Raw genomic sequence first — 23,176 nt, 5'->3', positions numbered from 1 at the left:
GCGTAAACAGCAGAACGCCCCGGCCAACAGGCCGGGGCGTCCGTGATCCGAAAAGAGCCAGATCCTAGTAGGAATAGAGCTCAGAGATCGAAAGCGTCGCGCTGTAGTTGGCGCGCTGATAGGATCCCACCCAGATGTCATAGGTGCCGGACGGCGGCGAATCCCAGCGCAGCGACGGGTTCAGGCCGTCACCGCCGTCGTCGTCACAGTACCAAAGGCCATCGGGCCCGTTGATTACAAGCGTCGTATCCGAAGCCGAGTTGACCGAGATTGCCAGCGGCAGCGAGCCCGCTGAATAGGTCAGCTCAAAGTCCGGTGCGTTCGAGATCCACCCCCGGCAGCTCGAGCTCACGGACGCGGACGCGTCGATGGGACCACCCGACGTCACGTTTACTGTGAATGGATCGGGGGTGAACCCCGCGTACAGGGTCACAGCCCCGTAGTTGGCGGGCAGACGCCAATCCTGGGCAGCAGCCGAACCAGCGGCAGCAAGAGCCGCGACGGCGGCGACGGTGGCAATAACAGCCTTCATGTCTAGTCCTCCAACCCCTCAATCCCAGAGAGGCACTCCCCGGGTTCGACCAATTCGAACCGCCCCCGAAAGCGCAGACCCGCGCACCGGTTTCAGGATATATTTCAAGGTTCCGTGGGAACCGCCAGCGCAACTTGCTCTAATCTTTCGGTTCTCGCCGCTGACATTTTCTGACGCCAACCACCGATTTTTGACTCGGCGACCCCGGCAAAGCCCTTGCGTCCGGTTGACCCCGTCCGATCCGTTCGCCATCAAGGATCTCACGAGCTCAGGTGACAATCGATGGACTTCTTCGGGCGGCTGAACCGCGACATTCGATTTGCTCAGGCGGCCAACCGCCTCAGCCAGCGGATAAAGCCCATCAAGGCGGATTCCGTCGATCTGGTCTGTGATGATTTTGAAGCCGCCGTAGATCAGTGGTCCGACCGCATCGCCGTCACCGATGAAAGCCGCAGCGTCACCTATCGCGAGCTCGACATGCTCGCCAACCGGTTTGGACACTGGGCCAAGGGAAGAAACCTCCGTCGCGGTGACACCGTCGCGCTCGTCCTGCCCAACCGCATCGAGTTCCTGGCCGCCTGGCTGGGCTTCTCCAAGGTTGGCGTCGCAGCGGCCTTGATCAACAACCAGTTGACCGGCGCGCCCCTGGCGCACTGCATCCGCATTTCCAAGGCCCACCATGTCATTGCCGACATGGACACCTGGCGGGCCGTGGAGGACGCCGGGCGCAGCCTGGATCACTCCCTCATGGTCTGGGTACTGGGCCTGGAGGAAGAGGACGAGGCCAGCGCGCGGCGCGGGCTTGATGCCGCCATCAAGGGCGCTTCGGCTGTTCGCCCAGACCGGAGCACTCGCGAGGGTCTGACCAACCGCTCGACTGCGCTCTATATCTACACCTCTGGAACGACCGGCTTGCCCAAGGCGGCGGTTATTTCGAACAGTCGGGCACGTCTGTATATGCGGGCCTTCGCGGCCGTGACCGAGACGAAGCCTCACGACCGGGTCTATTGCGTCCTGCCGCTCTACCACTCGACCGGAGGTCTGTGTGCCGTCGGTGCCGCCTTGCTGAATGGCGCGGCTCTGATTGTCCGCAAGAAGTTCTCAGCTTCTCATTTTTGGCCGGATGTCGTGGCTACCGAGGCCACGCGGTTCGTCTATATCGGTGAGCTATGCCGCTATCTGGTCAATCAGCCGGAGCAGCCGGATGAGCGCGCTCACAAGCTGCAGCTCGCTTTCGGAAATGGGCTGCGTGGCGACGTCTGGGAAGAATTCCAGACACGGTTCCGCATCCCGAGGATCCTGGAGTTCTACGGCTCAACCGAAGGCAATGCGTCGGTGTTCAATTTCGACGGCAAGGCCGGCGCGATTGGCCGGATCCCGCGCTTCCTGCGCGGACGCATGAACCTGCGGCTGGTCCGGTTCGACCCGGAAACGGAAGAGCCCATCCGGGGCGCGAACGGCCTGCTTCAGGAAACGGCCAACGGCGAGATTGGCGAAGCCGTCGGTATGATCGGCACCGAGGCGCGCCACGAGTTCGTCGGCTATGCTGACAAGGCCGCGTCGCAGAAGAAGATCGTCGAAGATGTCTTCACGCGCGGCGATCGCTGGTTCCGAACCGGCGATCTGATGCGCCGGGATTCAGAGGGCTATTTCTATTTCGTCGACCGGATCGGAGATACCTTCCGCTGGAAGGGTGAGAACGTCTCGACCACAGAGGTCGAGCTTCGCCTGGCCGAGGCCCCCAATGTCGCCGAAGCTATCGTTTACGGCGTCCCTGTCCCAGGAGCTGAGGGCAAGGCCGGCATGGCCTGTCTGGTGGCCGAAGGACGCTTCAACGCCAAGGCCTTTGCCGCCTACGTTGATGAAGAGCTGCCATCCTATGCGCGGCCTATCTTCCTGCGTCTGCGCAAGGTCATGGATACGACCGGAACCTTCAAATACCGCAAGGTTGATCTGGTGGCTGACGGCTTCGACCCTGATCGGACCAGCGACACCATCTATGTTCGGGACAAGGGCACCTACGTCCGTATGAAGCCTGAGCGGTACCGGGACATCTTGGCGGGCAACGTCAAGCTCTAGTTTCGTCCGCGCACCTATCGGCCCTTCGGTACGACAGCATTGCTGCCGTCGAGCCGGTCGGCGGGTCCTTCCCCAGCATCTGAAAACGAAAAAACCGGCCAGGCATCCGCCCGACCGGTTTCTCGCCCCAGAAGCCGCCCGCCGTAAATATCCGGCGGGCGCGCCCCTTGTTCGGTCTTCCTAGTAGCGCACGCGCAGGGTGACACCCCACGTCCGCGGCTGGCCCAGGAAGGCATTGTAGGTCTGGGTGTCCAGAGCCGGGTTGTAGAAGGTGCCCGTCGGCTGGAGGGTTTGCTGGAAGGCTGTACCTTGCAGCGGTGCGTTGAACACCACCTGATAGTACTCCTCGTCGGTCAGGTTCTGGCCCCAGAGTTCGACCGTCCAACGCTCATCGGCAGACCCCAGGCTGAGGCGACCATTGAGCAGCGTCATCGCTTGCTGAACACCGGCCGGCAGCAGGTCCGACTTGGTGTTGTATTCAGACGTGTACTTGGCCGACAGGTTGAAGCCCGCCATCAAGCCACCGCTGATCTCACGCTCGTAGGACACCGAACCCGTCGTCGACCACTCGGGGGCGAACGACATGGTGTTGCCCGGCAGGAGCGACAGCGGACCGAACCGGCCGGGGTTGGACAGGTCGGCGGCGGTGAAGTTCGAGTACTCGGTCTGAGCGTAGGTCACACCGCCCTGGAAGCTCAGGCCATCGATCGGCGTGAACCAGATCATGTCCAGGTCGACACCCACCGACGTCACTTCCGGCACCGACTCAACCACGAAGGCCGTGCCGAGGAAGGTGTTCAGCTGGAAGTCCGAGAAGGTCTGGTGGAAGGCCGTCGCGTTGAACAGCATGGAGCCGTCAAACAGCGTCGACTTCAGACCGACCTCGTAGCTGTCGACCGTTTCAGCCGGGAACAGGAGCGAGGCATCGGGGGTCACCCCCGTCTGCACGCGGTCCAGGTTGTAGCCCGCGCCCTTGTAGCCACGCGAATAGCTGCCGTAGATCATCAGGTCGTCATTGACGTCATACGACAGGTTGATCGTGCCCGAAAGCGCGTCTTCGCTGAACGATTCGCTGATCGCACGGTTATCGAACAGCGGGTTGGTCCACGGCAGACAGATCGCTCCCAGAGCCGCAGCCGGCGTCCGATTGGCGACAACGACGTTGCTCTGGTTAGCCAAGGCACCACCACAGGCCTGGCCATTCAGTCCGAGATTGTCCTGCAGAGCAGTGAGGTCTTTCTCTTCCTGGGTCCAGCGCAGACCGACCGTCAGGGTCAGGGCATCGGTCAGATGGAAGCTGTTGTGCGTGAACAGGGCGATCGACTGGCTATCGACCGAATAATGGTCACGAACGCCCTGCCCTGTGCTGAAGCTCGGGCCAGCTCCGCCACCCAGGACGGTACAGGCAGCCACAAAGCCAGCCGGGTTGGTGAAGCACGGGATACGACCCGTGTAGGGCCCCCCCGGGGCCGTCGTCGTCAGCAGCAGCGACAGATAGTTGTTATAGGCCGATCCCAGATAATAGCTGTCGCCGCGAGAAAGATCTTCCGACGAGAAGTAACCGCCGACGAGCCAGTCCACCCGATCCGTAGACCCGGCCAGACGGAACTCCTGGCTGAACGTATCCAGTCCGAAACCGTAGTCGCCATCCTGGACACGGTACAGAAGGTCCATACCGCTGAAGTCGATGTCCATGCCGTTTTCGGCAGACCACGACCGGAAGCCCGTGATCGATGTCAGGGTCGAACCCCCAAAGGCTTCCAGGTCGATGTTGGCTTCAACCGAGACACCCATGTCCTCGATTTCCTGGCCGGTTTCGCGGTTGGTAAATCCGGTGCGCGAGAAGGGCAGATACTGGAACCCACCGAGACCGTCTGTCACGGCCGACGCGCCCCAGGTCCCGCCGCGAACGGCCGGGCGAACGCCATTGCCGCCCGAGAGGGCATTGACCATCTGGGCGGTCGGGCCAGAGCGAATCTGAACCGCCGTACAGCAGTATTCCTCACGACGGCTGTAGTCCGCGATGGCACGGATCGACACCGTGTCAGACGGCAAGAACAGCAGTTGGCCACGAACCGTCCAGAAGTCCTGATTTTGGTCGTCCATGGTGGTCCGCGGGCCAACGCCGGTGTTGACGTCATAGAAGCCGTCGCGTTGACGCGCGGCGACATACAGACGCCCCGCGACCGTGTCGCTCAGGCCACCGGTAACCGACCCGGCAACGCCCCAGGCCCCGAAGTTGCCACCGGTCAGTTCAGCCTCAAAGCCGGGCGTGAACGACGGACGCTCCGTCAGGATGTTGATGACGCCCGCCGAGGTATTGCGACCGAACAGGGTGCCCTGCGGCCCCTTCAGAACTTCGATCCGCTGGAGCTCGCCCAGATCCCCGAAGCCGACGCCGTTGCGCGGACGGTAGATGCCGTCGATCACAACGCCGACCGAGCTCTCCAGGCCGGGGTTGTCACCCACGGTGCCGACCCCGCGGATACGCGCGGTCGTGATCGATTCGTTGGTCGTCGAGGTCACGCTCAGACCGGGGGTCAGGATCTGCAGATCCTTGATGTCCCGAACGCCGGCGTCCTCGAGGAGTTCTTCCGACAGGGTCGTGACCACGATCGGCACGTCCTGCAGGCTTTGCTCGCGCTTCTGGGCCGTGACGATGATGTCATCGACGCGGGTCGGTTCGTCACCGGCGTCCTGAGCCTGAGCGGCACCCGCCGCCACACCCAGGATAACCGCGGCCGAAGCCGTAAGACGCAGAACTTGATTAAGGCGCATATTCAACCCCGATTTCCGGTCGCCCCGGCCCTGCCGGCGCGCACCGCGTTTCCAACCTGACGAACGATCCGCTGTGGTTCGCGGATTCTGTCCAAAATTGGGTAGATCAAACAGGGCTCAACCACAAGGCCTGCCAAGGCTTTGCGGCGTGCGAATACGCAGCGTGTGACGAAAAAACGACAGACAAAATGACGCTGCGTCAATATTCGAACAGTCTTCGCGGCCTTATTTTTGGTCTTCCGCGTCGACGTCATCCAGTGCGCCGCGCCTCGCGATGGCCAGAACGACCGCCCCGACGACAGCGGACAGTAGCGATCCGCCGAGAACGCCCAGTTTCACTTCGATCTGCTCGGGCGAATCGATCGCCCCCGGAAACGCCAGTGCCCCAATGAAGAGACTCATGGTGAAGCCGACGCCACACAACAGGGCAACGCCATACAGCTGGGACCAGGTCGCATCGCTCGGGCGCGCCCCCCAACCCATCCGCGTCGCCAGCCAGGCAAAGCCGAAAACGCCCAGCTGCTTGCCGATGAACAGCCCCGCGGCAATGCCTATCACCAGCGGAGCCAGCATTTGTTCGGTCGTGACGCCCGCAAACGAAACCCCCGCCTTGGCGAAGGCAAAGATCGGCAGGACGCAGTAGGCGACATAGGGGTGAAGGTCGTGCATCGCCTCGCGAAGCGGGCTCTGACATTCGGGACCGCGCGGGCTGATCGGCACAATCACCGCAAACGCCACCGCAATGAGCGACGTTGAAAGCCCGCCCACGACGGACAGCCACCAGACCAGGCCGAAACCCAGGATCCAGAACGGGGCCGGAATCGCGCGCTGCTTGGACCAGGCAGCACCCACCACCAGCAAAGCCACGGCCAGCGCAATCGGCATCCACGACACCCCATCCGAAAACAGGATGGCGATCAGGGCAATGGCCCCGAGATCGTCGACGATCGCCAATGTCAGCAGAAACACGCGAAGGGAGGACGGAAGCCCTTTGCCGACCATGGCAAACACCGCCAAGGCGAAGGCGATATCTGTGGCCAGCGGGATCGGCCAGCCCTGATGAGGACCACTCAGCCATCCCGCCACGATCAGATAGACGATACCCGGCGCAATCATGCCGCCCAGGGCCGCCATTACGGGCGTCACCAGCTTCCTGGGGTCGCTCAGCTCGCCGCGCAGAATCTCATATTTGATCTCCAGGCCGACTACGAGGAAGAACAGAGCCATCAGCCCTTCCTTGATCCACTCGGAGACGGACATCTCGAGGTGGATGGGGCCAAGCTGCAACGTCTGCTCGCCCTTGAGCACATGGAAATAGGTGTCCGCCCAAGGCGAGTTTGCCACCACGAGCGCGGCCAGGGCCGCCAGCCCGAGGATCGCCCCCGAGGCCGCCTCCGTCTTGAGAAAGTCGAGAGTCCAGCGGCGGGGTGATTTGCTCGTGATCGTCATGCGTCGTGGTTAGCCGCTGGGACCCGCAAAGGCAAAACCGCGCTGACTATTTCTAAGTCGCGCCGCGCCCGCGCCAGAGGCGAAACAACAGGGGTAACCCCAGCGACAGGAAAGCGACCCCGGCCAACGGCAAGGCAAATTGAGCCATGATCGCCCGGACATCATCGGCCCCACCGATCTCGTCGAGGCGCGAACCAATCCAGCAATAGATGAGGTGCGCCGGCAGTATCCCCAGGAAGGTGGCGCTCAGGTACGGGCGAAGCCTGACCCGCATCAGGCCCGCGGCGATGTTGATGAGATGAAAGGGCACACTGACAACCAGGCGGGCCGCCAGCACATACAGGAATGTATCCTGATCGATACGGGCGCAAATTTGACCTAGCAGCCCCTCCCCGCTTTCGGCCTTTCGCCTGAGCCGGTCCTGGGCGATGGAGCTCCCTACCCAGTAAACCACCAGGGCTCCCGCCGTTGCCGCCAGGGCCGTCGCCACGCCCCCGACCCAGGGGCCGAACAGAAAACCGCCCAGGATCGTCACGAAGAACACGCCTGGTGTGACGCTCGCGGTCAACAGGGCGAAAGCGGCCATCAAGATGAACAGGCTGAGCCACCAATGGCGGTCGACGAAAGCCTGGAGTGTGTCGCCGGCCTCCCGGACGGCCTCGAAAGACAGATAGCGGTACCCGCCCGACGCAAAGACCGCCGCCGCCAGCATCAGGACAAGCAACAACGGGGCAAAGCGCCTGACCCGCTCACCGACCACGCCCGGCCCTCGTCATCACCCGTTCCCTCACCCGCCCGACATCCGGTTTCTGTGGCGCAAAGGCCTTGCCTAGGCTAGCCTTACTCGAAGCAAGGAGAAGCCATGTTTTTTTGGGTCGCTGCCGTAATCGTCGTCCTGGCGCTGTTGGTTGCCTTCAGCGTCATCAAGATCGTGCCCCAGGGGCGCGAGTTCACCGTTGAGCGATTCGGAAAATACACGCGAACTCTGACGCCCGGGATTCATCTCTTGACGCCTTTTGTTGAGAGAATTGGTCGTCGAATGAACATGATGGAACAGGTTCTTGATGTTCCCACGCAGGAGGTGATCACCAAGGACAACGCCATGGTCAAGGTCGATGGCATTGTCTTCATCCAGGTCATGGAGGCTGCCCGCGCGGCGTATCGCGTTGACAATCTCCAGTATGCCATCTCCCAGCTCTGTATGACCAATCTGCGGACGGTGGTGGGCTCCATGGAGCTCGACGAGGTTCTCAGCCAGCGGGATTCGATCAACAGTCGCCTGCTGACCGTCATCGACGCGGCGACCGAGCCGTGGGGGGTCAAGGCCAACCGGATCGAGATCAAGGATCTGACCCCGCCGACCGACATCACCAACGCCATGGCCCGTCAGATGAAGGCCGAGCGTGAGCGCCGCGCCGTCATCACCGAGGCGGACGGCGAGAAGCAAGCCGCCATCGCCCGCGCTGAAGGGGCCAAGCAGGCTGCCATTCTTGAGGCTGAAGGCCGCCGCGAGGCCGCCTTCCGCGACGCAGAGGCGCGCGAACGTGAGGCCGAGGCCGAGGCCAAGGCTACCGCCATGGTGTCGGAGGCCATCGCGCGCGGTGACGTCAATGCCATCAACTACTTCGTGGCCCAGAAATACGTCGACGCCTTCGCCGAACTCGCGTCCAGCCCGCAACAGAAGACGGTCATCGTCCCCGCCGAAATGGGAGCCCTGGTCGGCTCGATAGCGGGGATCGGAGAGTTGGTCGGCCTCGCCCGCGATCAGCAGACCAACCGCTCGACGCCGCCGACGCCGCCGGCTGGTCGTCGCAGCTCGGTTCCTCGCTCGGAGTAAGCCATGGACGCCGTTCTCGCCCTTTATCAGTCCCAGCCCTTCTGGCTCTGGCTGGTGGTCGGCTGTCTGATCTTAGCGATCGAGGCGGCGTCCGGCACCGAATGGCTTCTGTGGCCGGCCGTCTCGGCAGGGATCGTCGCGATTGTCACGCTGCTGGCCCCCAACATGGGGCTCCCCATCGAGGTCGTGATCTTCGCCGTCTTGACCCTGGCAACCACGCTGGCGTCGAGACGCCTCATTCGGCGGGTCAACCCCGATGGGCCTGACATCAATGATCGAGCCCGCAGCCTGATTGGAGCGCGCGCCGAAGTCACGCATCCCTTCGTTGACGGGCGGGGCCGCGTGACCGTGTCCGGCTCGGAGTGGCTTGCCGACATTGAAGGCGATGCCCCGCCGGTCGGCGGCAGCGTGACCGTGGAGGCCGTGGACGGTTCGCGGCTCCGGGTGAAGCCGTGAGGCTATGGCTGCTGCCGGTCGTCTCTCTGGGGGCTGGCCTGATCGCCCAGACGGCGACCGCACAGACCTGCCCCACCCTGCTCCGCCTGGACAATTTTGGCGACGTGCGGATGGGCGCACGGCTTGACGCCATCCCGTCCGGCCTGACGGTAGTTGAGCAGTGCGCCAGAGGGATCTCTATCGGCGTCTGCGTCCTGCGCGATCTGTCCGGCGTCACCTATACGGTTCTCGATGGGGCCGTGATCTCGAAATTCGTTTTCGTCGGCCAGGGCGACTTGCCCTGGGGATTCGACGACGACCAGGACCGAGCCGGTGCTGCGGGTCTGCTGAGCCAGCAAACCGAGTTTCGGGCCACCGGCGTCCTCGACGCCGACAACCAGCTTCATGTCCGGTCCCGATTCGGATGCGGCCAGGGCGTGTTCGGCCAGGCCTTCGCGCGCTATTCCGGCAATCGTCTGGTGGCGGTCGGGGTTGAAGCGGATCTCTAGCCCGAGCGCCCGCTAGGGCTTTTTGACGAATTCACGCCACCCTGAATGTTCGGCCATGGCCAGCATCTCGGTATCGCCCGAGGTGTCGCCATAGGCGGCAACCAATTTGAGCTCCGGGCCAAAGACTGCCTGGAGCCGCCTTACCTTTTCAGCCCCGCGACAGTTGGGGGACGCAAAATCACCCGTCAGCACGCCTTGCCGGACTTCCAGCTCGGTTCCGATCAATCCGTCCGCCCCCAATCGACGGGCAAAGGGCTGAACGGTCAGGCGTGGAGACGCGGTAACGATCACCCGCTGCACGCCCTTGTTTTCCCACGCACGCCAGCAATCCAGGGCGTCCGGGCGCATGAATTCATCCCAGACCCGGTCACAGAACTGCGCGGCCGCAGCCTCAAGCACCTCTACCGGTGTCTCCGCCAGGAACAAGCGTGTCGCCGCCGCCTTGAGGCGCCCCCGATCTCGCCGCACGGGATAGGCCATAAGCTCGGGCGCAAGCCTCATCAGCCCGGCCAGATAGGCTCCGGAGCCGGCGTTCCAGCGTAGAAATTCCGTATAACTATCGCGAATCGTGAGGGTCCCGTCGAAATCGAAAGCGACCACGGGACGAGACTGGCGATCCGCCTGTTCAATCTCCATTTAGGCTTTATCCTGACAATGAATCCCGAATGGACAAGGCCCGGCACGCTGGGGGTGGACGATTGGGTCAGGCATTGTCATTGTTTTGAGAACTTTCCGGCCAGTATCCTGCGATACCGAGCCGGAAAGACGTGGGGTGTTCCGGTTTGTGACAATCCCCGGTGTAAGTAGGACGAGAAGATGACCAAGGCCGCCGGCGGTGAATCCAAGAGCACGCTCTACTGTTCCTTCTGCGGAAAAAGCCAGCATGAGGTCCGCAAGCTGATCGCGGGCCCGACCGTGTTCATCTGTGATGAATGCGTCGAACTGTGCATGGACATCATCCGCGAGGAGCACAAGGCCGGCTTCGTCAAGACTGGCAAGGACGGCGTTCCCTCGCCCAAGGAGATCCGCAAGGTTCTGGATGACTATGTCATCGGCCAGGATCACGCCAAGAAAGTCCTCTCCGTCGCGGTCCATAACCACTACAAGCGCCTGAACCACGCGGCCAAGAACAACGACGTCGAACTGGCGAAATCGAACATCATGCTGATCGGCCCGACGGGCTGCGGCAAGACACTGCTGGCCCAGACGCTGGCGCGCATCATCGATGTGCCGTTCACCATGGCCGACGCCACCACCCTGACCGAAGCCGGCTATGTGGGTGAAGACGTCGAGAACATTGTGCTCAAGCTGCTCCAGGCGGCCGACTACAATGTCGACCGTGCCCAACGCGGCATCGTCTACATCGACGAAATCGACAAGATCAGCCGCAAGTCGGACAACCCGTCGATCACCCGCGACGTGTCTGGCGAAGGCGTTCAGCAGGCCCTGCTCAAGATCATGGAGGGCACCGTCGCCTCGGTGCCGCCGCAAGGCGGTCGCAAGCATCCGCAGCAAGAGTTCCTGCAGGTCGACACAACCAACATCCTGTTCATCGTCGGCGGCGCGTTCGCCGGCCTTGAGAGGGTGATCGCCGCCCGCGGTGAAGCCGCCTCGATCGGCTTCGGTGCCAAGGTCAAGGAAATGGATGAACGCCGCACAGGCGACATCCTGCGCGGCGTCGAGCCCGACGACCTGATGCGCTTCGGCCTGATCCCGGAATTCATCGGTCGCCTGCCCGTTCTGGCGACGCTCGAAGACCTGGACGAGGCTGCTCTGGTCAAGATTCTGACCGAGCCAAAGAACGCTCTGGTCAAGCAGTACGGGCGTCTGTTCGAGATGGAGAACGTCACCCTCACCTTCACGGACGATGCGCTCAACGCCGTCGCCAAGAAGGCCATCAGCCGCAAAACCGGCGCGCGCGGTCTGCGCTCGATCCTTGAGGGCATTCTGCTGGAGACGATGTTCGAACTGCCCACCTTCGAAGGTGTCGAAGAGGTGGTGGTCAACGCAGAGGTCATTGAGGGCCATGCACAGCCGCTATTGATCTACGCTGAGAAACGTAAGGCTGACGGCGCCGCCTGATCGCGCCGCCGACCTGACCGATCAAGGCCGGGTGCCGCACGCGCCCGGCCTTTTTCGTGCCTGTCGGCATCCGAGGGACCTGCATCGTCGCGCCCTTGAGGTCACAATCTACGACCGACCGTTGCTATCGACCGTAGCCGGACGATTTCGCACTTGCGTTATGCTGCAATGCAATGTCCTTTCACTTCCCGGGCCCGCCCCCCGGAATCGCCATGAAAAAGATCGAAGCCGTCATCAAACCCTTCAAGCTCGACGAGGTGAAGGAAGCCCTTCAGGACATAGGCGTCCAGGGCATGACTGTGCTTGAGGCCAAGGGATATGGCCGTCAGAAAGGCCATTCCGAACTCTACCGCGGAGCCGAGTACGTTATCGATTTCCTGCCCAAGCTGAAGATTGAGGTCATCGTGGCCGACGACATGGTCACGCCGGTTACCGACGCCATCATCGCAGCCGCCCGTACGGGCAAGATCGGTGACGGCAAGATCTTCATCACCGATGTCATCGACGTCATCCGGATTCGGACCGGCGAATCCGGGTCGCAAGCCATCTGAGTTTCCACCAGGGTCGCTTCGGCGGCCTTTTTCGTTCTCCTCCCCAGCTGACGGACCTCCCCGACATGAACGCAGCCAGCATTCTCAAACAGATCAAGGACGAGGAGATCCGCTACGTTGATCTTCGCTTCACCGATCCCAAGGGCCAACTCCAGCACGTCACCTTCGACATCGGCATGGTCGACGAGGACTTCCTGGAGGAAGGCACCATGTTCGACGGGTCGTCCATCGCCGGATGGAAGGCGATCAATGAGAGCGACATGCTCCTCAAGCCGGACCTGACGACCGCCTATGTCGATCCCTTCTATCAGCAGGCCACGCTCTTCCTGTTCTGCGATGTGCTGAACCCGGATACCGGCGAACCCTACAACCGCGATCCGCGCTCGATGGCCAAGAAGGCTCTCGCCTACATCCAGTCGGCGGGCGTCGGCGACACGGTCTATTTCGGCCCGGAAGCCGAGTTCTTCGTCTTCGACGACGTGCGCTGGTCAACAGCGGCCGAGAATACGGGCTACAGCTTCGATTCCATCGAGCTGCCATCGAACACATCCAAGGTCTACCCCGAAGGCAACCTGGGCCATCGCCCCGGCCCCAAGGGCGGCTACTTCCCGGTCAATCCGGTCGACAGCGGCCAGGATCTACGCGGCGAAATGCTGGCGGTGATGGGAGAGCTGGGCCTCGAACCGGAAAAGCACCACCACGAGGTTGCACCTGCCCAGCATGAACTCGGCCTCAAGTTCGCCGATCTGCTGACCATGGCCGACCGGATGCAGCTTTATAAGTACGTCATCCACAATGTCGCCGCCGCCTACGGAAAGTCGGCCACCTTCATGCCCAAGCCGATGTTCGGCGACAACGGCTCGGGGATGCACGTCCACCAGTCGATCTGGAAAGCCGGTAAGCCTCAGTTCGCCGGCGACAAATACGCAGGCCTGTCGGATATGTGCCTCTGGTACATCGGCGGCATCATCAAGCATGCCAAGGCGATCAACGCCTTCGCCAACCCGACGACCAACTCCTACAAGCGCCTGGTGCCGGGCTACGAAGCTCCGGTGAAGTTGGCCTATTCGGCCCGCAACCGGTCGGCCTCGATCCGGATTCCCTGGGTCAATTCGCCCAAGGCCAAGCGCATCGAAGCCCGCTTCCCTGACCCCATGGGCAACCCGTATCTGACCTTTGTGGCCCTGCTCATGGCCGGCCTGGACGGTATCGAAAACCGCATCGACCCCGGCCCGGCGATGGACAAGAACCTCTATGACCTGCCGCCGCAGGAGCGAAAAAACGTGCCGGAGGTCTGTGGCTCGCTGCACGAGGCCCTGGAATCGCTCGACAAGGACCGGGCCTTCCTCAAGAAGGGCGGTGTCATGGATGACGACTTCATCGACGCCTATATCGACCTCAAGATGGAAGAGGTGGCGCGACTTCAGCTCCATCCTCATCCGGTCGAATTCGACATGTATTACAAGTACTGATCAGGAAATCCTGAACTACCAAGGGAAGCGCCCCGGCCGATCGGTCGGGGCGTTTTCGTTTCAGTCCCGAAGGGCGACGAGAATGGCTCCGGTGGCGATGAACGCGACACCCAGCCAGTTCCTCCAGGACAGATGCTCCTTGAGGAACAGAGTTCCGAGCACCGCAACCAGCACGATGCTGATCTTCTCCAGCGGGGCCACGGCGGACGCCGGGCCGATCGACAGCGCCCGGTTGTAGGCGATCCAGGAGGCGGCCGTCGCCAATCCTGACAGGCCCAGAAAGAGATAGGTCGAGGCGCTGACGTCCCCGGCGCGCGTGAAGGCACCGGTGAGCCCTGCGATGGCGGTCGCGGCGATCAGGATCACGATGGTCCGAACCACCGTAGCGAAGTCGGGTGCCACGCCGGCCACGCCGACCTTGGCCAGGATCGCCGTCAGCGCGGCGAAGACCGCCGAAATCAGCGCCCACGCCTGCCAGGTCAGCGTGTGATCCTGGCCACTCACAGGCCCAAGGTCGCCCGGTAGGTTGGATGAACCACATCGGCCCATTCGGGGTGCTTCTTCAGATAAGCCGCGAAGAACGGACAGACCGGCAGAATCACCAGCCCCCTGCCCTTCACATCTGCCAGCACATGGCGTGCCATCCGGCTGGCTATGCCTCGACCTTCGAGTGGGATCGGCACGATGGTTTCGGTCACCATCAGACCGCCCTGGATGAGATTGTAGGTCACCACTGCCGTCTCGCCATCGACGGTCAGGGCGTATCTCTTGTTCTTCGCTTCATCCCGAATATCCAGGTCAAGGTCGCTCACAGAACCTCCGCCGGCAAATCAATATCGCAAACCGAGAAGTCCGCTCCTCGTGCCGCACGAACCTGCTCCACCAGATCGCGGAACGCCTGACTTGACGTCGACAAGATCCGCACCGATGGGCGTTCGGCCTCGGGGATGTCCGACGCGACGCGCACCTGGGTCATCACGTCCGGCTCGGCCACTGACCCGGACGGATCGGTACCATGGTTGAGCGACCGAACAACGTCCAGGCCAACCACGGCGCGTCCCCAGACCGTGTAACGCTTGTCCAGCGACGGATAGGCCTGACGCATAATGAAGAACTGGCTGTTGGCACTGTTGTTTTCGTCGCCGCGCGCCATGCCCGCCACGCCCGGACAATAGGTGCCCCAGCCATGCACCTTGCCGTCACCGGTCTGGCTCATCAGCTCATCGGGCTGGCTGATGACGGGCAGCGAATCCATGAAGCCCAGCACCGATCCCATCGGCCGCGACACCGGCGCGAAGCTCATCTCAGGCCCGCGACGGAAGGTGAATTCGGCGGCGAGATCGGGATAGGCGCTTTGCCCCTCACCCCACAGCGCCCGATCCGCACCCCGGCTCAGCGGGTCACCCGTCTGGGCCATGAACCAGTCGATCACCCTGTGGAATCGTTGATTGTCATAGAAACCATCGCGGGCGAGCCGACGAACCCGCTCGACATGGTTCGGAGCCACCTGAGGGGCCATTTCGACGAGGATGCGGCCGCGCGACGTGTCTATAACCAGCAGGTTATCCGCCGGAACCGTGCGCCAGGCGTCCGCAGGGACAGTGGCAACCTCAGCCGTCGTCTGAGTCTCGCCGCCGGCCTCCTGCGCGCTAGCCACCGTATGCAGGGCCAATGCACACACCGCCCCAAGAATAACGCGCGCCATCATGTCATTGTCTCCCGATCAGTCGATCAGTTCTGCTGGGGGATTGAGGTCACAGATCGAAAAGCGTGCGCCTTGTGCCGTGCGACGCGCCTCGACAACCTCGGCAAAACGAGGGGACCGGACATCCATCACACGCACATTCGGACGCTCCGCCTCTGGAATATCCGATGCGATACGCACCCGTTCCATCCGGTCACGCTGGGCAACCGGAACCATGCCCGAGGTCGGATCCCCCGCCGTCAGCATATTGACGGCATCCATCGGGCCGACCACCCGCCCCCAGACTGTGTAGCCCCCGTTCAGGCTCATGTTCGAAGCCGTCATGATGAAGAACTGACTGTTGGCGGAGTTGATGTTCTGAGCCGTGCGGGCCGCCCCAACGACACCCGGGCAGAACCAGGCCGTCGCATCGACGCGTCCATCACGTGTGGCGAACATCTGGCCGTCCGGCTGTGTCTGCACCGGCAGAACGCCGTAGACACCCAACTGCACGCCAGCCGGCCGCATGAACCCACGGTCGCTCCCCGTCACCTCGACGTAGGCCGGCTCGGATCCGCGCCGAAACGTGAACTCGGCGGTCAGATCGGGCAGGCCGCTGTCGCCTTCGCCCGTTCCCGTCGGATCGCCGGTCTGGGCCATGAAACCCGTCATCACCCGATGGAAGGTGATGCCGTCATAGAAGCCCTGGCGCGCCAGCACCCTCATCCGCTCGACGTGACCTGGTGCCGCTTCCGGCACCATTTCAATCAGAATGCGACCGCGCGTGGTGTCGATGACCAACAGGTTGTTCGGATCCACCGATCGCCAATCCGACGACTGTGCCAGGGCGGGCGCGGCGAACACGGCGGCAGCCGCCGCCAGGCAGGCAAGAAGACGCATCACTCAGACTTTCAACTTGGCACGAACGGCGCGCGCAATTTCCGGGGGCACAAAGCCATCGATGTCGCCATGCAGGCGGGCGATTTCCTTGACCAGGCGCGACGCAATGGCTTGATGCCGCGGATCGGCCATCAGAAAGACCGTCTCGATCTCGTCATTCAGCTTCTGGTTCATGGCGGTCATCTGGAACTCGTACTCGAAGTCCGCCACAGCCCGCAGCCCACGAATAATGACGGCGGCACCCACCTCTTCGGCAAAATGCATGAGAAGGCTCTCGAAAGGGCGGATCTCGATGATCGTCCCGTTCCTCAGCGGCGCGACCGCCGCGTCCAGCATCTCCACCCGCTCGTTGGTCGTGAACAACGGGCCCTTGTCGTCGTTGCGGGCCACCCCGACAACCAGCTTGTCGACCAGCTTTACCGCCCGGCCAATGATGTCGAGATGACCGTTGGTGACGGGGTCAAAGGTCCCCGGATAAAGGCCAATGCGCAAAGGTGTCCTCCGGTGGATCGCCTGTACGCCCTGTCTAGCACGGATCAGCGTTTGGCCTAGATGGCCTCGACGGGATTGGTCATCCACGCGGCTTCCAGCCGATCAATCATGCCGGGGGCGGTGTCCAGTCGCTGGTCATCAATCGCCGAAACCGGCGCGGCCGGCGTGGCGCTATTGCAGATGAAAGCGCCGTCGAACGCCCCCACCTCCGCCAGACGAACCGGTCGCGTTTCACTATTCAGGCCAACCGCCTCCAGGCCGTGCTGTATCAGGGCCTGACAGGTTCCCGCCAGCATCGGTGCGCGCGGCCAAACGACCGTCTGCCCTTCGATGAAACCGATGTTCCAGATCGACCCTTCACTGATCAGCCGATCAGGTGTGACGAACAGGGCATCATCAAAATTGGCCGCCCGAGCCGCACGCATGGCACGCACCAGCCCAAACGTCCCGGCGTGCTTCAAGTGCGGGGCCTCGCGCTCATAGGCCTGGCTCTGTAGGCGCAGGGGTCCGCGTAAGGCCCCGAGCGGAGCGGCCACACGGATCAACACACTGGGCCGACCCAAGGCTTCGGGTCTGCGGACCGAAATCGCCGGCAGGAAGAGTTGAACCCGAACCGTCGCGCGACCCTCCAAGCCCTCCAGCGCCGTTCGCAGGAAGGCACGAACACGCTCGTCCGGCACGCTGTGGCCGAACAACTCCGACGCCGAGCGTCCCAATCGCGCCAGGTGTAGCCCCAGGCCTCGCACCCCGCCCGGCTCATGCTGGAACGAGGTGAAGGCCCCGTAGCCCGACACCACCGCCGGCATCAGCCCCTCAACAGTCGCCGGCGCGCCGTCGATGTGGACGGTTTCGATCACGCCTCGCCGTCTGTCTCGGTTGGCGTCGTTTCGCCCTCGTCGCCGCCTTCCTCTCCCGAGTCCGGCAGGCGCTCAACCGACACGACCCTTTCACCCTCGGCCGTGCGGAAGACGGTGACGCCCTGGCTGGTGCGTCCGACGATGCGGATCTGATCGACCGGCGTGCGGATCATCTGACCGCCCGACGTTACCAGCATCAGGTCATCGCTTTCCTCGACCGGGAAACTGGCCGCCAGTCGGTCACCGGCGCGACCGCCCAGACCATGCGCCGTCAGCCCCTGCCCGCCGCGTCCCGTGCGCCGGTACTCATAGGCCGAGGACCGCTTGCCAAAGCCCGTCTCAGTGATTGTGAGAATGAACTGTTCGGCAGCCCCCATTTCGGCGATCCGCTCGACCGACAGGACAGCATCCTCGCCGGCGTCGTCGGCTTCGTCGGTCGCGGCCACCTCATCCTCGCCCTCGCCTAGCGCCCGACGCATGGCGTTGGCGTGCTTGACGTAGGCGTTGCGTTCCTCGGGCGTCGCCTCGAAGCGACCGAGCACGGCCATGGAAATGACCTCGTCATTGGCTTGCAGGCGAACACCCCGCACGCCGGTCGACTTGCGGCCCTTGAAGACCCGCACATCGTCAGCCTTGAACCGGATCGCCCGACCTAGCGCCGTCGTCAGCATCACATCATCTTCGGCCGTGCACAGGGACACGCCGACCATCGAGTCGCCGTCTTCCAGATCCATCGCGATCTTGCCGGCCCGGTTGACGCTGGCGAAGTCCGACAGCTTGTTGCGTCGCACGTCGCCGGACTTGGTGGCGAACATGATGTCATAGCTGTCCCAGGTCGCCTCATCTTCCGGCAGCGGCAGCACGTTCATAATGGAGTCGCCCGGCTCAATCGGCAGCAGGTTCACAAACGCCTTGCCGCGCGCATTGGCCGCCCCGAGGGGGAGCCTCCAGACCTTGAGCTTGTAGGCCTTGCCGTTGGTCGCGAAGAACAGCACCGGCGTATGGGTCGACGCCGAGAAGACACCAACCACGGCATCTTCATCCTTCATCCGCATGCCGGACTTGCCCTTGCCGCCGCGATGCTGCGTCCGATAGTCGGCCAGGGCCGTGCGCTTGACGTAGCCGCCGTGGGTAACGGTCACCACCATGTCCTCGCGCGGGATCAGGTCTTCGTCTTCCAGCTCGAAATCGCCCTCGACGAATTCCGAACGACGCGGCACGGCGAACTCGGCCCGCACGCGCATCAGGTCTTCACGAACCACCGCCAGGATGTTTGCCCGGTCCGAAAGCAGGGTCAGTCGTTCCTGAATATCAGCAGCGACCTCACGCGCTTCCTCGAAGATCTCGTCACGGCCCAGGCCCGTCAGACGGCTCAGCGTCAGGGCCAGGATGGCGCGAGCCTGCTCATCGGTGAAACGCAGCTTGTCGCCCTCGACCACGACCGAGCGCGGGTCGGCGATAAGTTCGATCAGGGCCATCATGTCCCCGACCGGCCAGACCTTGGCCTGAAGCTGTTCGCGGGCCTCGGCCGGGTCCTTGGCGGCACGGATCAGGGCCACGACCTCGTCGATGTTCGCCACCGCCAGGCCCAGACCAACCAGCACGTGCCCGCGATCCCGCGCCTTGGCCAGTTCGAACTTGGTACGCCGGATCACCACCTCTTCGCGATGATCCAGGAACAGCTCCAGCAGAGTCCGCAGACCCATCTGCTCAGGACGGCCACGGTTCAGCGCCAGCATGTTGACGCCGAATGAGCTTTGCAGGGCGGTGAAACGATAGAGCTGGTTCAGCACCACATCGCCCGACGCATCGCGCTTCAACTCGACCACGACACGCATGCCGTGGCGGTCGGATTCGTCGCGCACGTCAGAAACGCCCTCGACCCGCTTTTCACGTACCAGCTCAGCAATCCGCTCTTGCAGCGTTGCCTTGTTCACCTGATACGGCAGCTCGGTGATGATGATGGCTTCGCGATCCTTGCGGATCGTCTCGATTGACGCCTTGCCGCGCACGACCACCGACCCACGACCGCTTAGCAGAGCATTGCGCGCCGCTGTTCGACCGAGGATCTCGCCGCCGGTCGGAAAATCCGGGCCGGGAACGATTTCAAGCAGGCTGTCGGTGCCGATGTCAGGATCATCCAGCAGCGCCAGGCAGGCATCGACCACCTCACCCAGATTGTGCGGCGGAATGTTTGTCGCCATGCCCACCGCAATACCGCCGGCCCCATTGACCAGCAGGTTCGGATAGCGCGCAGGCAGGACCACGGGCTCCTCACGGCTCCCGTCGTAAGTCTCCTTGAAGTCGACGGTATCCTTGTTGATGTCGTCGATCAGGGCCTCGGCGGCCTTGGTCATCCGGCTTTCGGTGTAACGCATGGCCGCCGGTGGATCGCCGTCGACCGAGCCGAAGTTGCCCTGCCCATCGACCAGCAACAGTCCCATCGAAAACGGCTGGGCCATCCGCACCAGGGCATCATAGATCGCGCTGTCACCGTGCGGGTGGTAGCGACCCATGACATCACCGACGATGTTGGCCGACTTGACGTACTTCTTGTCGTGCGTACGGCCTTCCTCGTGCATGGCGTAAACGATGCGACGATGCACGGGTTTCAGGCCGTCGCGCGCATCCGGCAGCGCACGACTGACGATCACGCTCATGGCGTAATCGAGATAGGATTTCTTGAGCTCATCCTCGATGGCGATGGGGGCAATGTTGCCCCGGCCCTCGGGTGTGCCGTGGTCTTCAGTTTCGTCGGTCAAAGGGAGATTTTCTGATAAGAATCGAAGCGTTCAGCGCTGACGGATTGTTAGCATTTTCGGCCCGGCGGGGCAAATATGCCCCCGCTCAACGGAGGATAAGATGCCTCGGATTATGTCGCTGATTTCTCTATCGTTTATTTGCCTTTCGGGCGGATGCGGCGCCGTCGGTCAGATGATCGGATCAGAACCTGACGCGACCGCCGTGCCGGAGCCGGTACAATCGCCTGCTATTGCACCTTTGCGAGGCGGCGACGGCACACAGATGGGGCAGGTCACCCTGCGTTCCGGCCCCCAAGGCCTGCTCTTGACGATCGAGGGGCAAGGCTGGTCGCCAGGTTGGCATGGGGCGCACCTGCACGCGGTTGGAACCTGCGACGGCCCCGGCTTCCAGAGCGCGGGGGGCCACGTCAATCACCCTGAACACAACCGCCCTCACGGCCTGTTGAACTGGAACGGCGGCCCAGACTACGGCGACCTGCAAAACGTCTTTGCCCATGCTGATGGGACAGCCCATGCAGAAGTCTATCTATCTCATGCCGGACGCCCGCCTTCGGGCAGCGACTTGGGAGACGCCGATGGCCTCTCGCTGGTGATCCACGTCGGGCCCGACGATCATGTCAGCCAGCCGATCGGCGGGGCCGGCGCGCGTATGGCCTGCGCCGTACTGGCCGCCCCCATTTCCAACCGTGCAGATTGACAGAGGGGGGTCCTGGCGGCTGAGTATTTGATCCATGGACCTGATAGTCGGCGATCACCTCCCTCCACTGCGCCTGCCCGGCGTCACCAATCCCAGATATGTCGTCGACTCGGCCGGGGGACGCTATCTGCTCATTGCCGCGCTCAGCCGAGCCAGTGAGGACGAGGTTCTCAGAGGCATCGAACACCTGGAAGCCGCCCGACACCGCTTCAATGACGTCCACGCCTGTGCCTTCGGCGTCGTCCCGGACCAGCCTCGCTGGCGCGAACGCTGCCAGGACCAGGTCCCCGGCCTCCGCTGGCTTTTTGACCCGGAAGGCATTGGCGCGACGACCCTGGACGCCGAGTCAGGCCCAGCCTGGTTTCTCATCGACCCCAGCCTGGTCATCTTGCGCCGCACCGGCATGGAGTACGCCGCCAGCATCCTCGAAAATGTGTCCACCCTGCCACCACCGGACCTGCATACCGGATCGGAAATCTTTGCCCCGGTCCTGGTGGCCCCGCGCATTTTCGAACCCGCCTTCTGCCAGGCCCTGATCGACGAATATCAAAGGATCGGGGGCCAGCCCTCCGGCTTCATGCGCGAGGTCGACGGCATGACCCGCCTGATCAACGACCCAAATCACAAGCGCCGGTCAGACGTCATGCTGCCGGACGGTACGCTCAAGGACCAGGCCGGTGCCCGTATCCAGCGCCGCCTCGTCCCTCTCATCCACAAGGCCTTCCACTTCCGCGTGACACGTATGGAGCGGTATCTGGTCGCTTGCTACGACGCAGAAACCGGGGGTCATTTTAGACGCCACCGGGACAATACGACCAAGGGCACGGCGCATCGCCGCTTTGCCGTCTCGATCAACCTCAATCATGACTTCGACGGTGGCGATCTGTGCTTCCCGGAGTACGGCAACCGGACCTACCGCCCCCCGCTCGGCGGGGCCGTCGTCTTCTCGTGCTCTCTACTGCACGAAGCGACCACCATCACGCGTGGCACGCGCTACGCCTTCTTGCCCTTCCTCTACGATGAGGCTGCGGCAGAGATCCGCCGGGCAAATCTCAAGTTCCTCGACACGCAAAAGGCCGAAACGACGATGCCGGACGCGCCTGTCGACCCGGCCTAGCTTGAGGCGGCACCGGCCCTCAACCCCCGTTCGGCCAGCGCCACCAGCAGAACGCCGGCCAAAGCAATTCCACCGCCCACCAGGATCTGAGGCGTCAATACGTCCCCAAGCCAGGCAACCCCGATCGCAGCACTCACCAGGGGCGTCGCCAACAGATAGGGAGTCACCCGCCCCGCCTCTCGCCGCTGGACCAGCCAGAACAGCAGGGCCGTCGCCACCACGGACGACACCAGCCCGGCCCAGATCACACAGACCCAGATCAACGGTGTTGCCGCCCGCGCTGCGGCCCATTGGCCCCCTTCAAACAGCCATGACGCCACGGCCATGACCGGTGCCGTACCCAAGGCCAGCAACCCCTGCATCTGAAACGGCGAGACACCCCGCGTCCGCCGTGCCAGCACGGTGCACCCCGCCCAAGCCAGGCCCGCCGCAAGGCCAATCAAAATCGGAACCCAATCGCGCATGGCGCGCGGGTCCGCCGTCATCCAGGCAATACCAAGGAAGGCCACGACCAGCCCCACCACGGCCATAGGCCGGAGCCGTTCGCCCAACACGACAAAGGCGATCAAGGCTGTGAACGGGATCCACATCTGCTGGGCCACGACAAAGGGGCTGAGGTCCTCGGCCAGCGCATACCCCGTGTAGATCAGGCCAAAATGGATGGGACCGCCCAGCAGGACCAGCAAGGCCAGGCTCTTCCAATCCGGAAAAGGCGGCCGCAGAAACGGCACCAACACCAGCCCGGCCAGCGTGAACCTCAGGGCCGTCATAAAGAGCGGCGGCAAGACCTCGGTCCCAACCATGGCGGCGGCATTGTTGATGCCCCAGATCACCACGATGGCGGCAATGGCCGCGATTTCTGTCGGGCTCAAACGATCAGTGGGGACGGGCAACGAACCGGACACCGGCGTTAGATGCCACAGACGTTCGCTAAGCACCCGTC

22 protein-coding genes are annotated in these 23,176 nt (G+C 63.1%); 9 read left to right on the top strand and 13 right to left on the bottom strand.

Features of this window, described 5'->3' with window-relative positions:
* Window positions 1-64: 64 nt before the first annotated feature.
* Window positions 65-532: a hypothetical protein gene (locus tag G391_RS0109480; RefSeq protein ID WP_029087307.1), complete on the bottom strand. Its 468-nt coding sequence runs from the start codon at window positions 530-532 to the stop codon at window positions 65-67.
* Between the two features lie 282 nt (window positions 533-814).
* Here G391_RS0109480 and G391_RS0109475 point away from each other — a divergent pair, with 282 nt between their 5' ends.
* Window positions 815-2,611 carry a long-chain-acyl-CoA synthetase gene (locus G391_RS0109475; RefSeq protein ID WP_029087306.1) on the top strand — a complete coding sequence of 599 codons (1,797 nt, stop codon included), beginning with the start codon at window positions 815-817 and terminating at the stop codon, window positions 2,609-2,611.
* A 180-nt stretch (window positions 2,612-2,791) separates the two neighbouring features.
* Here the strand turns inward: G391_RS0109475 and G391_RS0109470 are convergent, their stop codons facing one another.
* The 3 genes from G391_RS0109470 to G391_RS0109460 all read right to left on the bottom strand — a co-directional run bounded on the left by G391_RS0109470 (window position 2,792) and on the right by G391_RS0109460 (window position 7,565).
* A complete protein-coding gene (locus G391_RS0109470; RefSeq protein WP_029087305.1) occupies window positions 2,792-5,389 on the bottom strand; it encodes a TonB-dependent receptor in 2,598 nt (865 codons plus the stop codon).
* Window positions 5,390-5,614: 225 nt separating this feature from the next.
* Window positions 5,615-6,838, bottom strand: coding sequence for a Na+/H+ antiporter NhaA (gene nhaA / locus G391_RS14460; RefSeq protein WP_051257276.1), 1,224 nt, complete (start codon window positions 6,836-6,838; stop codon window positions 5,615-5,617).
* Window positions 6,839-6,890: 52 nt separating this feature from the next.
* Complete coding sequence (locus tag G391_RS0109460; RefSeq protein WP_245572074.1) at window positions 6,891-7,565, bottom strand: TVP38/TMEM64 family protein; 675 nt, start codon at window positions 7,563-7,565, stop codon at window positions 6,891-6,893.
* A gap of 135 nt (window positions 7,566-7,700) precedes the next feature.
* On the opposite strand from G391_RS0109460, the gene G391_RS0109455 reads away from it, so the two are divergent.
* The 3 genes from G391_RS0109455 to G391_RS0109445 are packed head-to-tail and all read left to right on the top strand — an operon-like array spanning window position 7,701 to window position 9,619.
* The gene (locus G391_RS0109455; protein WP_029087303.1) at window positions 7,701-8,675 is read left to right on the top strand and encodes an SPFH domain-containing protein; all 975 of its coding nucleotides are present in this window, start codon (window positions 7,701-7,703) and stop codon (window positions 8,673-8,675) included.
* A 3-nt stretch (window positions 8,676-8,678) separates the two neighbouring features.
* The gene (locus tag G391_RS0109450) at window positions 8,679-9,131 is read left to right on the top strand and encodes an NfeD family protein (RefSeq protein ID WP_029087302.1); all 453 of its coding nucleotides are present in this window, start codon (window positions 8,679-8,681) and stop codon (window positions 9,129-9,131) included.
* A complete protein-coding gene (locus tag G391_RS0109445) occupies window positions 9,128-9,619 on the top strand; it encodes a hypothetical protein (protein WP_029087301.1) in 492 nt (163 codons plus the stop codon). The genes G391_RS0109450 and G391_RS0109445 overlap by 4 nt, the downstream gene beginning before the upstream one ends.
* A gap of 12 nt (window positions 9,620-9,631) precedes the next feature.
* Here the strand turns inward: G391_RS0109445 and G391_RS0109440 are convergent, their stop codons facing one another.
* Window positions 9,632-10,255 (bottom strand): HAD-IB family hydrolase, encoded by a 624-nt coding sequence (locus G391_RS0109440; RefSeq protein WP_029087300.1) that lies wholly within the window; start codon window positions 10,253-10,255, stop codon window positions 9,632-9,634.
* A 180-nt stretch (window positions 10,256-10,435) separates the two neighbouring features.
* Between G391_RS0109440 and clpX the strand changes: the two genes are divergently transcribed.
* The 3 genes from clpX (at window position 10,436) to glnA (ending at window position 13,724) form a co-directional block, all read left to right on the top strand.
* Window positions 10,436-11,701, top strand: coding sequence for an ATP-dependent Clp protease ATP-binding subunit ClpX (gene clpX / locus G391_RS0109435; protein ID WP_029087299.1), 1,266 nt, complete (start codon window positions 10,436-10,438; stop codon window positions 11,699-11,701).
* 212 nt (window positions 11,702-11,913) lie between these two features.
* Window positions 11,914-12,252, top strand: coding sequence for a P-II family nitrogen regulator (locus G391_RS0109430; RefSeq protein ID WP_029087298.1), 339 nt, complete (start codon window positions 11,914-11,916; stop codon window positions 12,250-12,252).
* A gap of 65 nt (window positions 12,253-12,317) precedes the next feature.
* Window positions 12,318-13,724, top strand: a complete 1,407-nt coding sequence (gene glnA / locus G391_RS0109425) for a type I glutamate--ammonia ligase (RefSeq protein ID WP_029087297.1) — start codon at window positions 12,318-12,320, stop codon at window positions 13,722-13,724.
* 60 nt (window positions 13,725-13,784) lie between these two features.
* Here glnA and G391_RS0109420 read toward each other — a convergent pair whose 3' ends face one another.
* The 7 genes from G391_RS0109420 to gyrA are packed head-to-tail and all read right to left on the bottom strand — an operon-like array spanning window position 13,785 to window position 20,419.
* Window positions 13,785-14,228 carry an EamA family transporter gene (locus G391_RS0109420; protein WP_029087296.1) on the bottom strand — a complete coding sequence of 148 codons (444 nt, stop codon included), beginning with the start codon at window positions 14,226-14,228 and terminating at the stop codon, window positions 13,785-13,787.
* Window positions 14,225-14,536, bottom strand: a complete 312-nt coding sequence (locus G391_RS0109415; RefSeq protein ID WP_035304221.1) for a GNAT family N-acetyltransferase — start codon at window positions 14,534-14,536, stop codon at window positions 14,225-14,227. The genes G391_RS0109420 and G391_RS0109415 overlap by 4 nt, the downstream gene beginning before the upstream one ends.
* Entirely contained in the window at window positions 14,533-15,432 is a 900-nt protein-coding gene (locus tag G391_RS0109410) for a peptidylprolyl isomerase (RefSeq protein ID WP_084169208.1), read from the bottom strand. Before G391_RS0109410 ends, G391_RS0109415 begins: the two co-directional genes overlap by 4 nt.
* Window positions 15,433-15,447: 15 nt before the next feature.
* Window positions 15,448-16,308, bottom strand: a complete 861-nt coding sequence (locus G391_RS0109405) for a peptidylprolyl isomerase (protein WP_029087293.1) — start codon at window positions 16,306-16,308, stop codon at window positions 15,448-15,450.
* A gap of 3 nt (window positions 16,309-16,311) precedes the next feature.
* Window positions 16,312-16,800, bottom strand: a complete 489-nt coding sequence (gene coaD / locus G391_RS0109400) for a pantetheine-phosphate adenylyltransferase (protein WP_029087292.1) — start codon at window positions 16,798-16,800, stop codon at window positions 16,312-16,314.
* A gap of 56 nt (window positions 16,801-16,856) precedes the next feature.
* A complete protein-coding gene (locus G391_RS0109395) occupies window positions 16,857-17,657 on the bottom strand; it encodes an aminotransferase class IV (protein ID WP_029087291.1) in 801 nt (266 codons plus the stop codon).
* Window positions 17,654-20,419 carry a DNA gyrase subunit A gene (gene gyrA / locus G391_RS0109390; protein WP_029087290.1) on the bottom strand — a complete coding sequence of 922 codons (2,766 nt, stop codon included), beginning with the start codon at window positions 20,417-20,419 and terminating at the stop codon, window positions 17,654-17,656. The genes G391_RS0109395 and gyrA overlap by 4 nt, the downstream gene beginning before the upstream one ends.
* A 172-nt stretch (window positions 20,420-20,591) precedes the next feature.
* On the opposite strand from gyrA, the gene G391_RS0109385 reads away from it, so the two are divergent.
* Complete coding sequence (locus G391_RS0109385) at window positions 20,592-21,116, top strand: superoxide dismutase family protein (RefSeq protein WP_029087289.1); 525 nt, start codon at window positions 20,592-20,594, stop codon at window positions 21,114-21,116.
* A 34-nt stretch (window positions 21,117-21,150) separates the two neighbouring features.
* A complete protein-coding gene (locus G391_RS0109380; RefSeq protein WP_029087288.1) occupies window positions 21,151-22,233 on the top strand; it encodes a 2OG-Fe(II) oxygenase family protein in 1,083 nt (360 codons plus the stop codon).
* Here G391_RS0109380 and G391_RS0109375 read toward each other — a convergent pair.
* Window positions 22,230-23,105: a DMT family transporter gene (locus G391_RS0109375; RefSeq protein WP_245572073.1), complete on the bottom strand. Its 876-nt coding sequence runs from the start codon at window positions 23,103-23,105 to the stop codon at window positions 22,230-22,232. The two genes, G391_RS0109380 and G391_RS0109375, sit on opposite strands and share 4 nt — an antisense overlap.
* Window positions 23,106-23,176: the final 71 nt, after the last annotated feature.

The organism is Brevundimonas aveniformis DSM 17977 (assembly GCF_000428765.1).
GTDB lineage: Bacteria > Pseudomonadota > Alphaproteobacteria > Caulobacterales > Caulobacteraceae > Brevundimonas > Brevundimonas aveniformis.
This window is presented reverse-complemented; position numbering and strand designations above follow the sequence as displayed.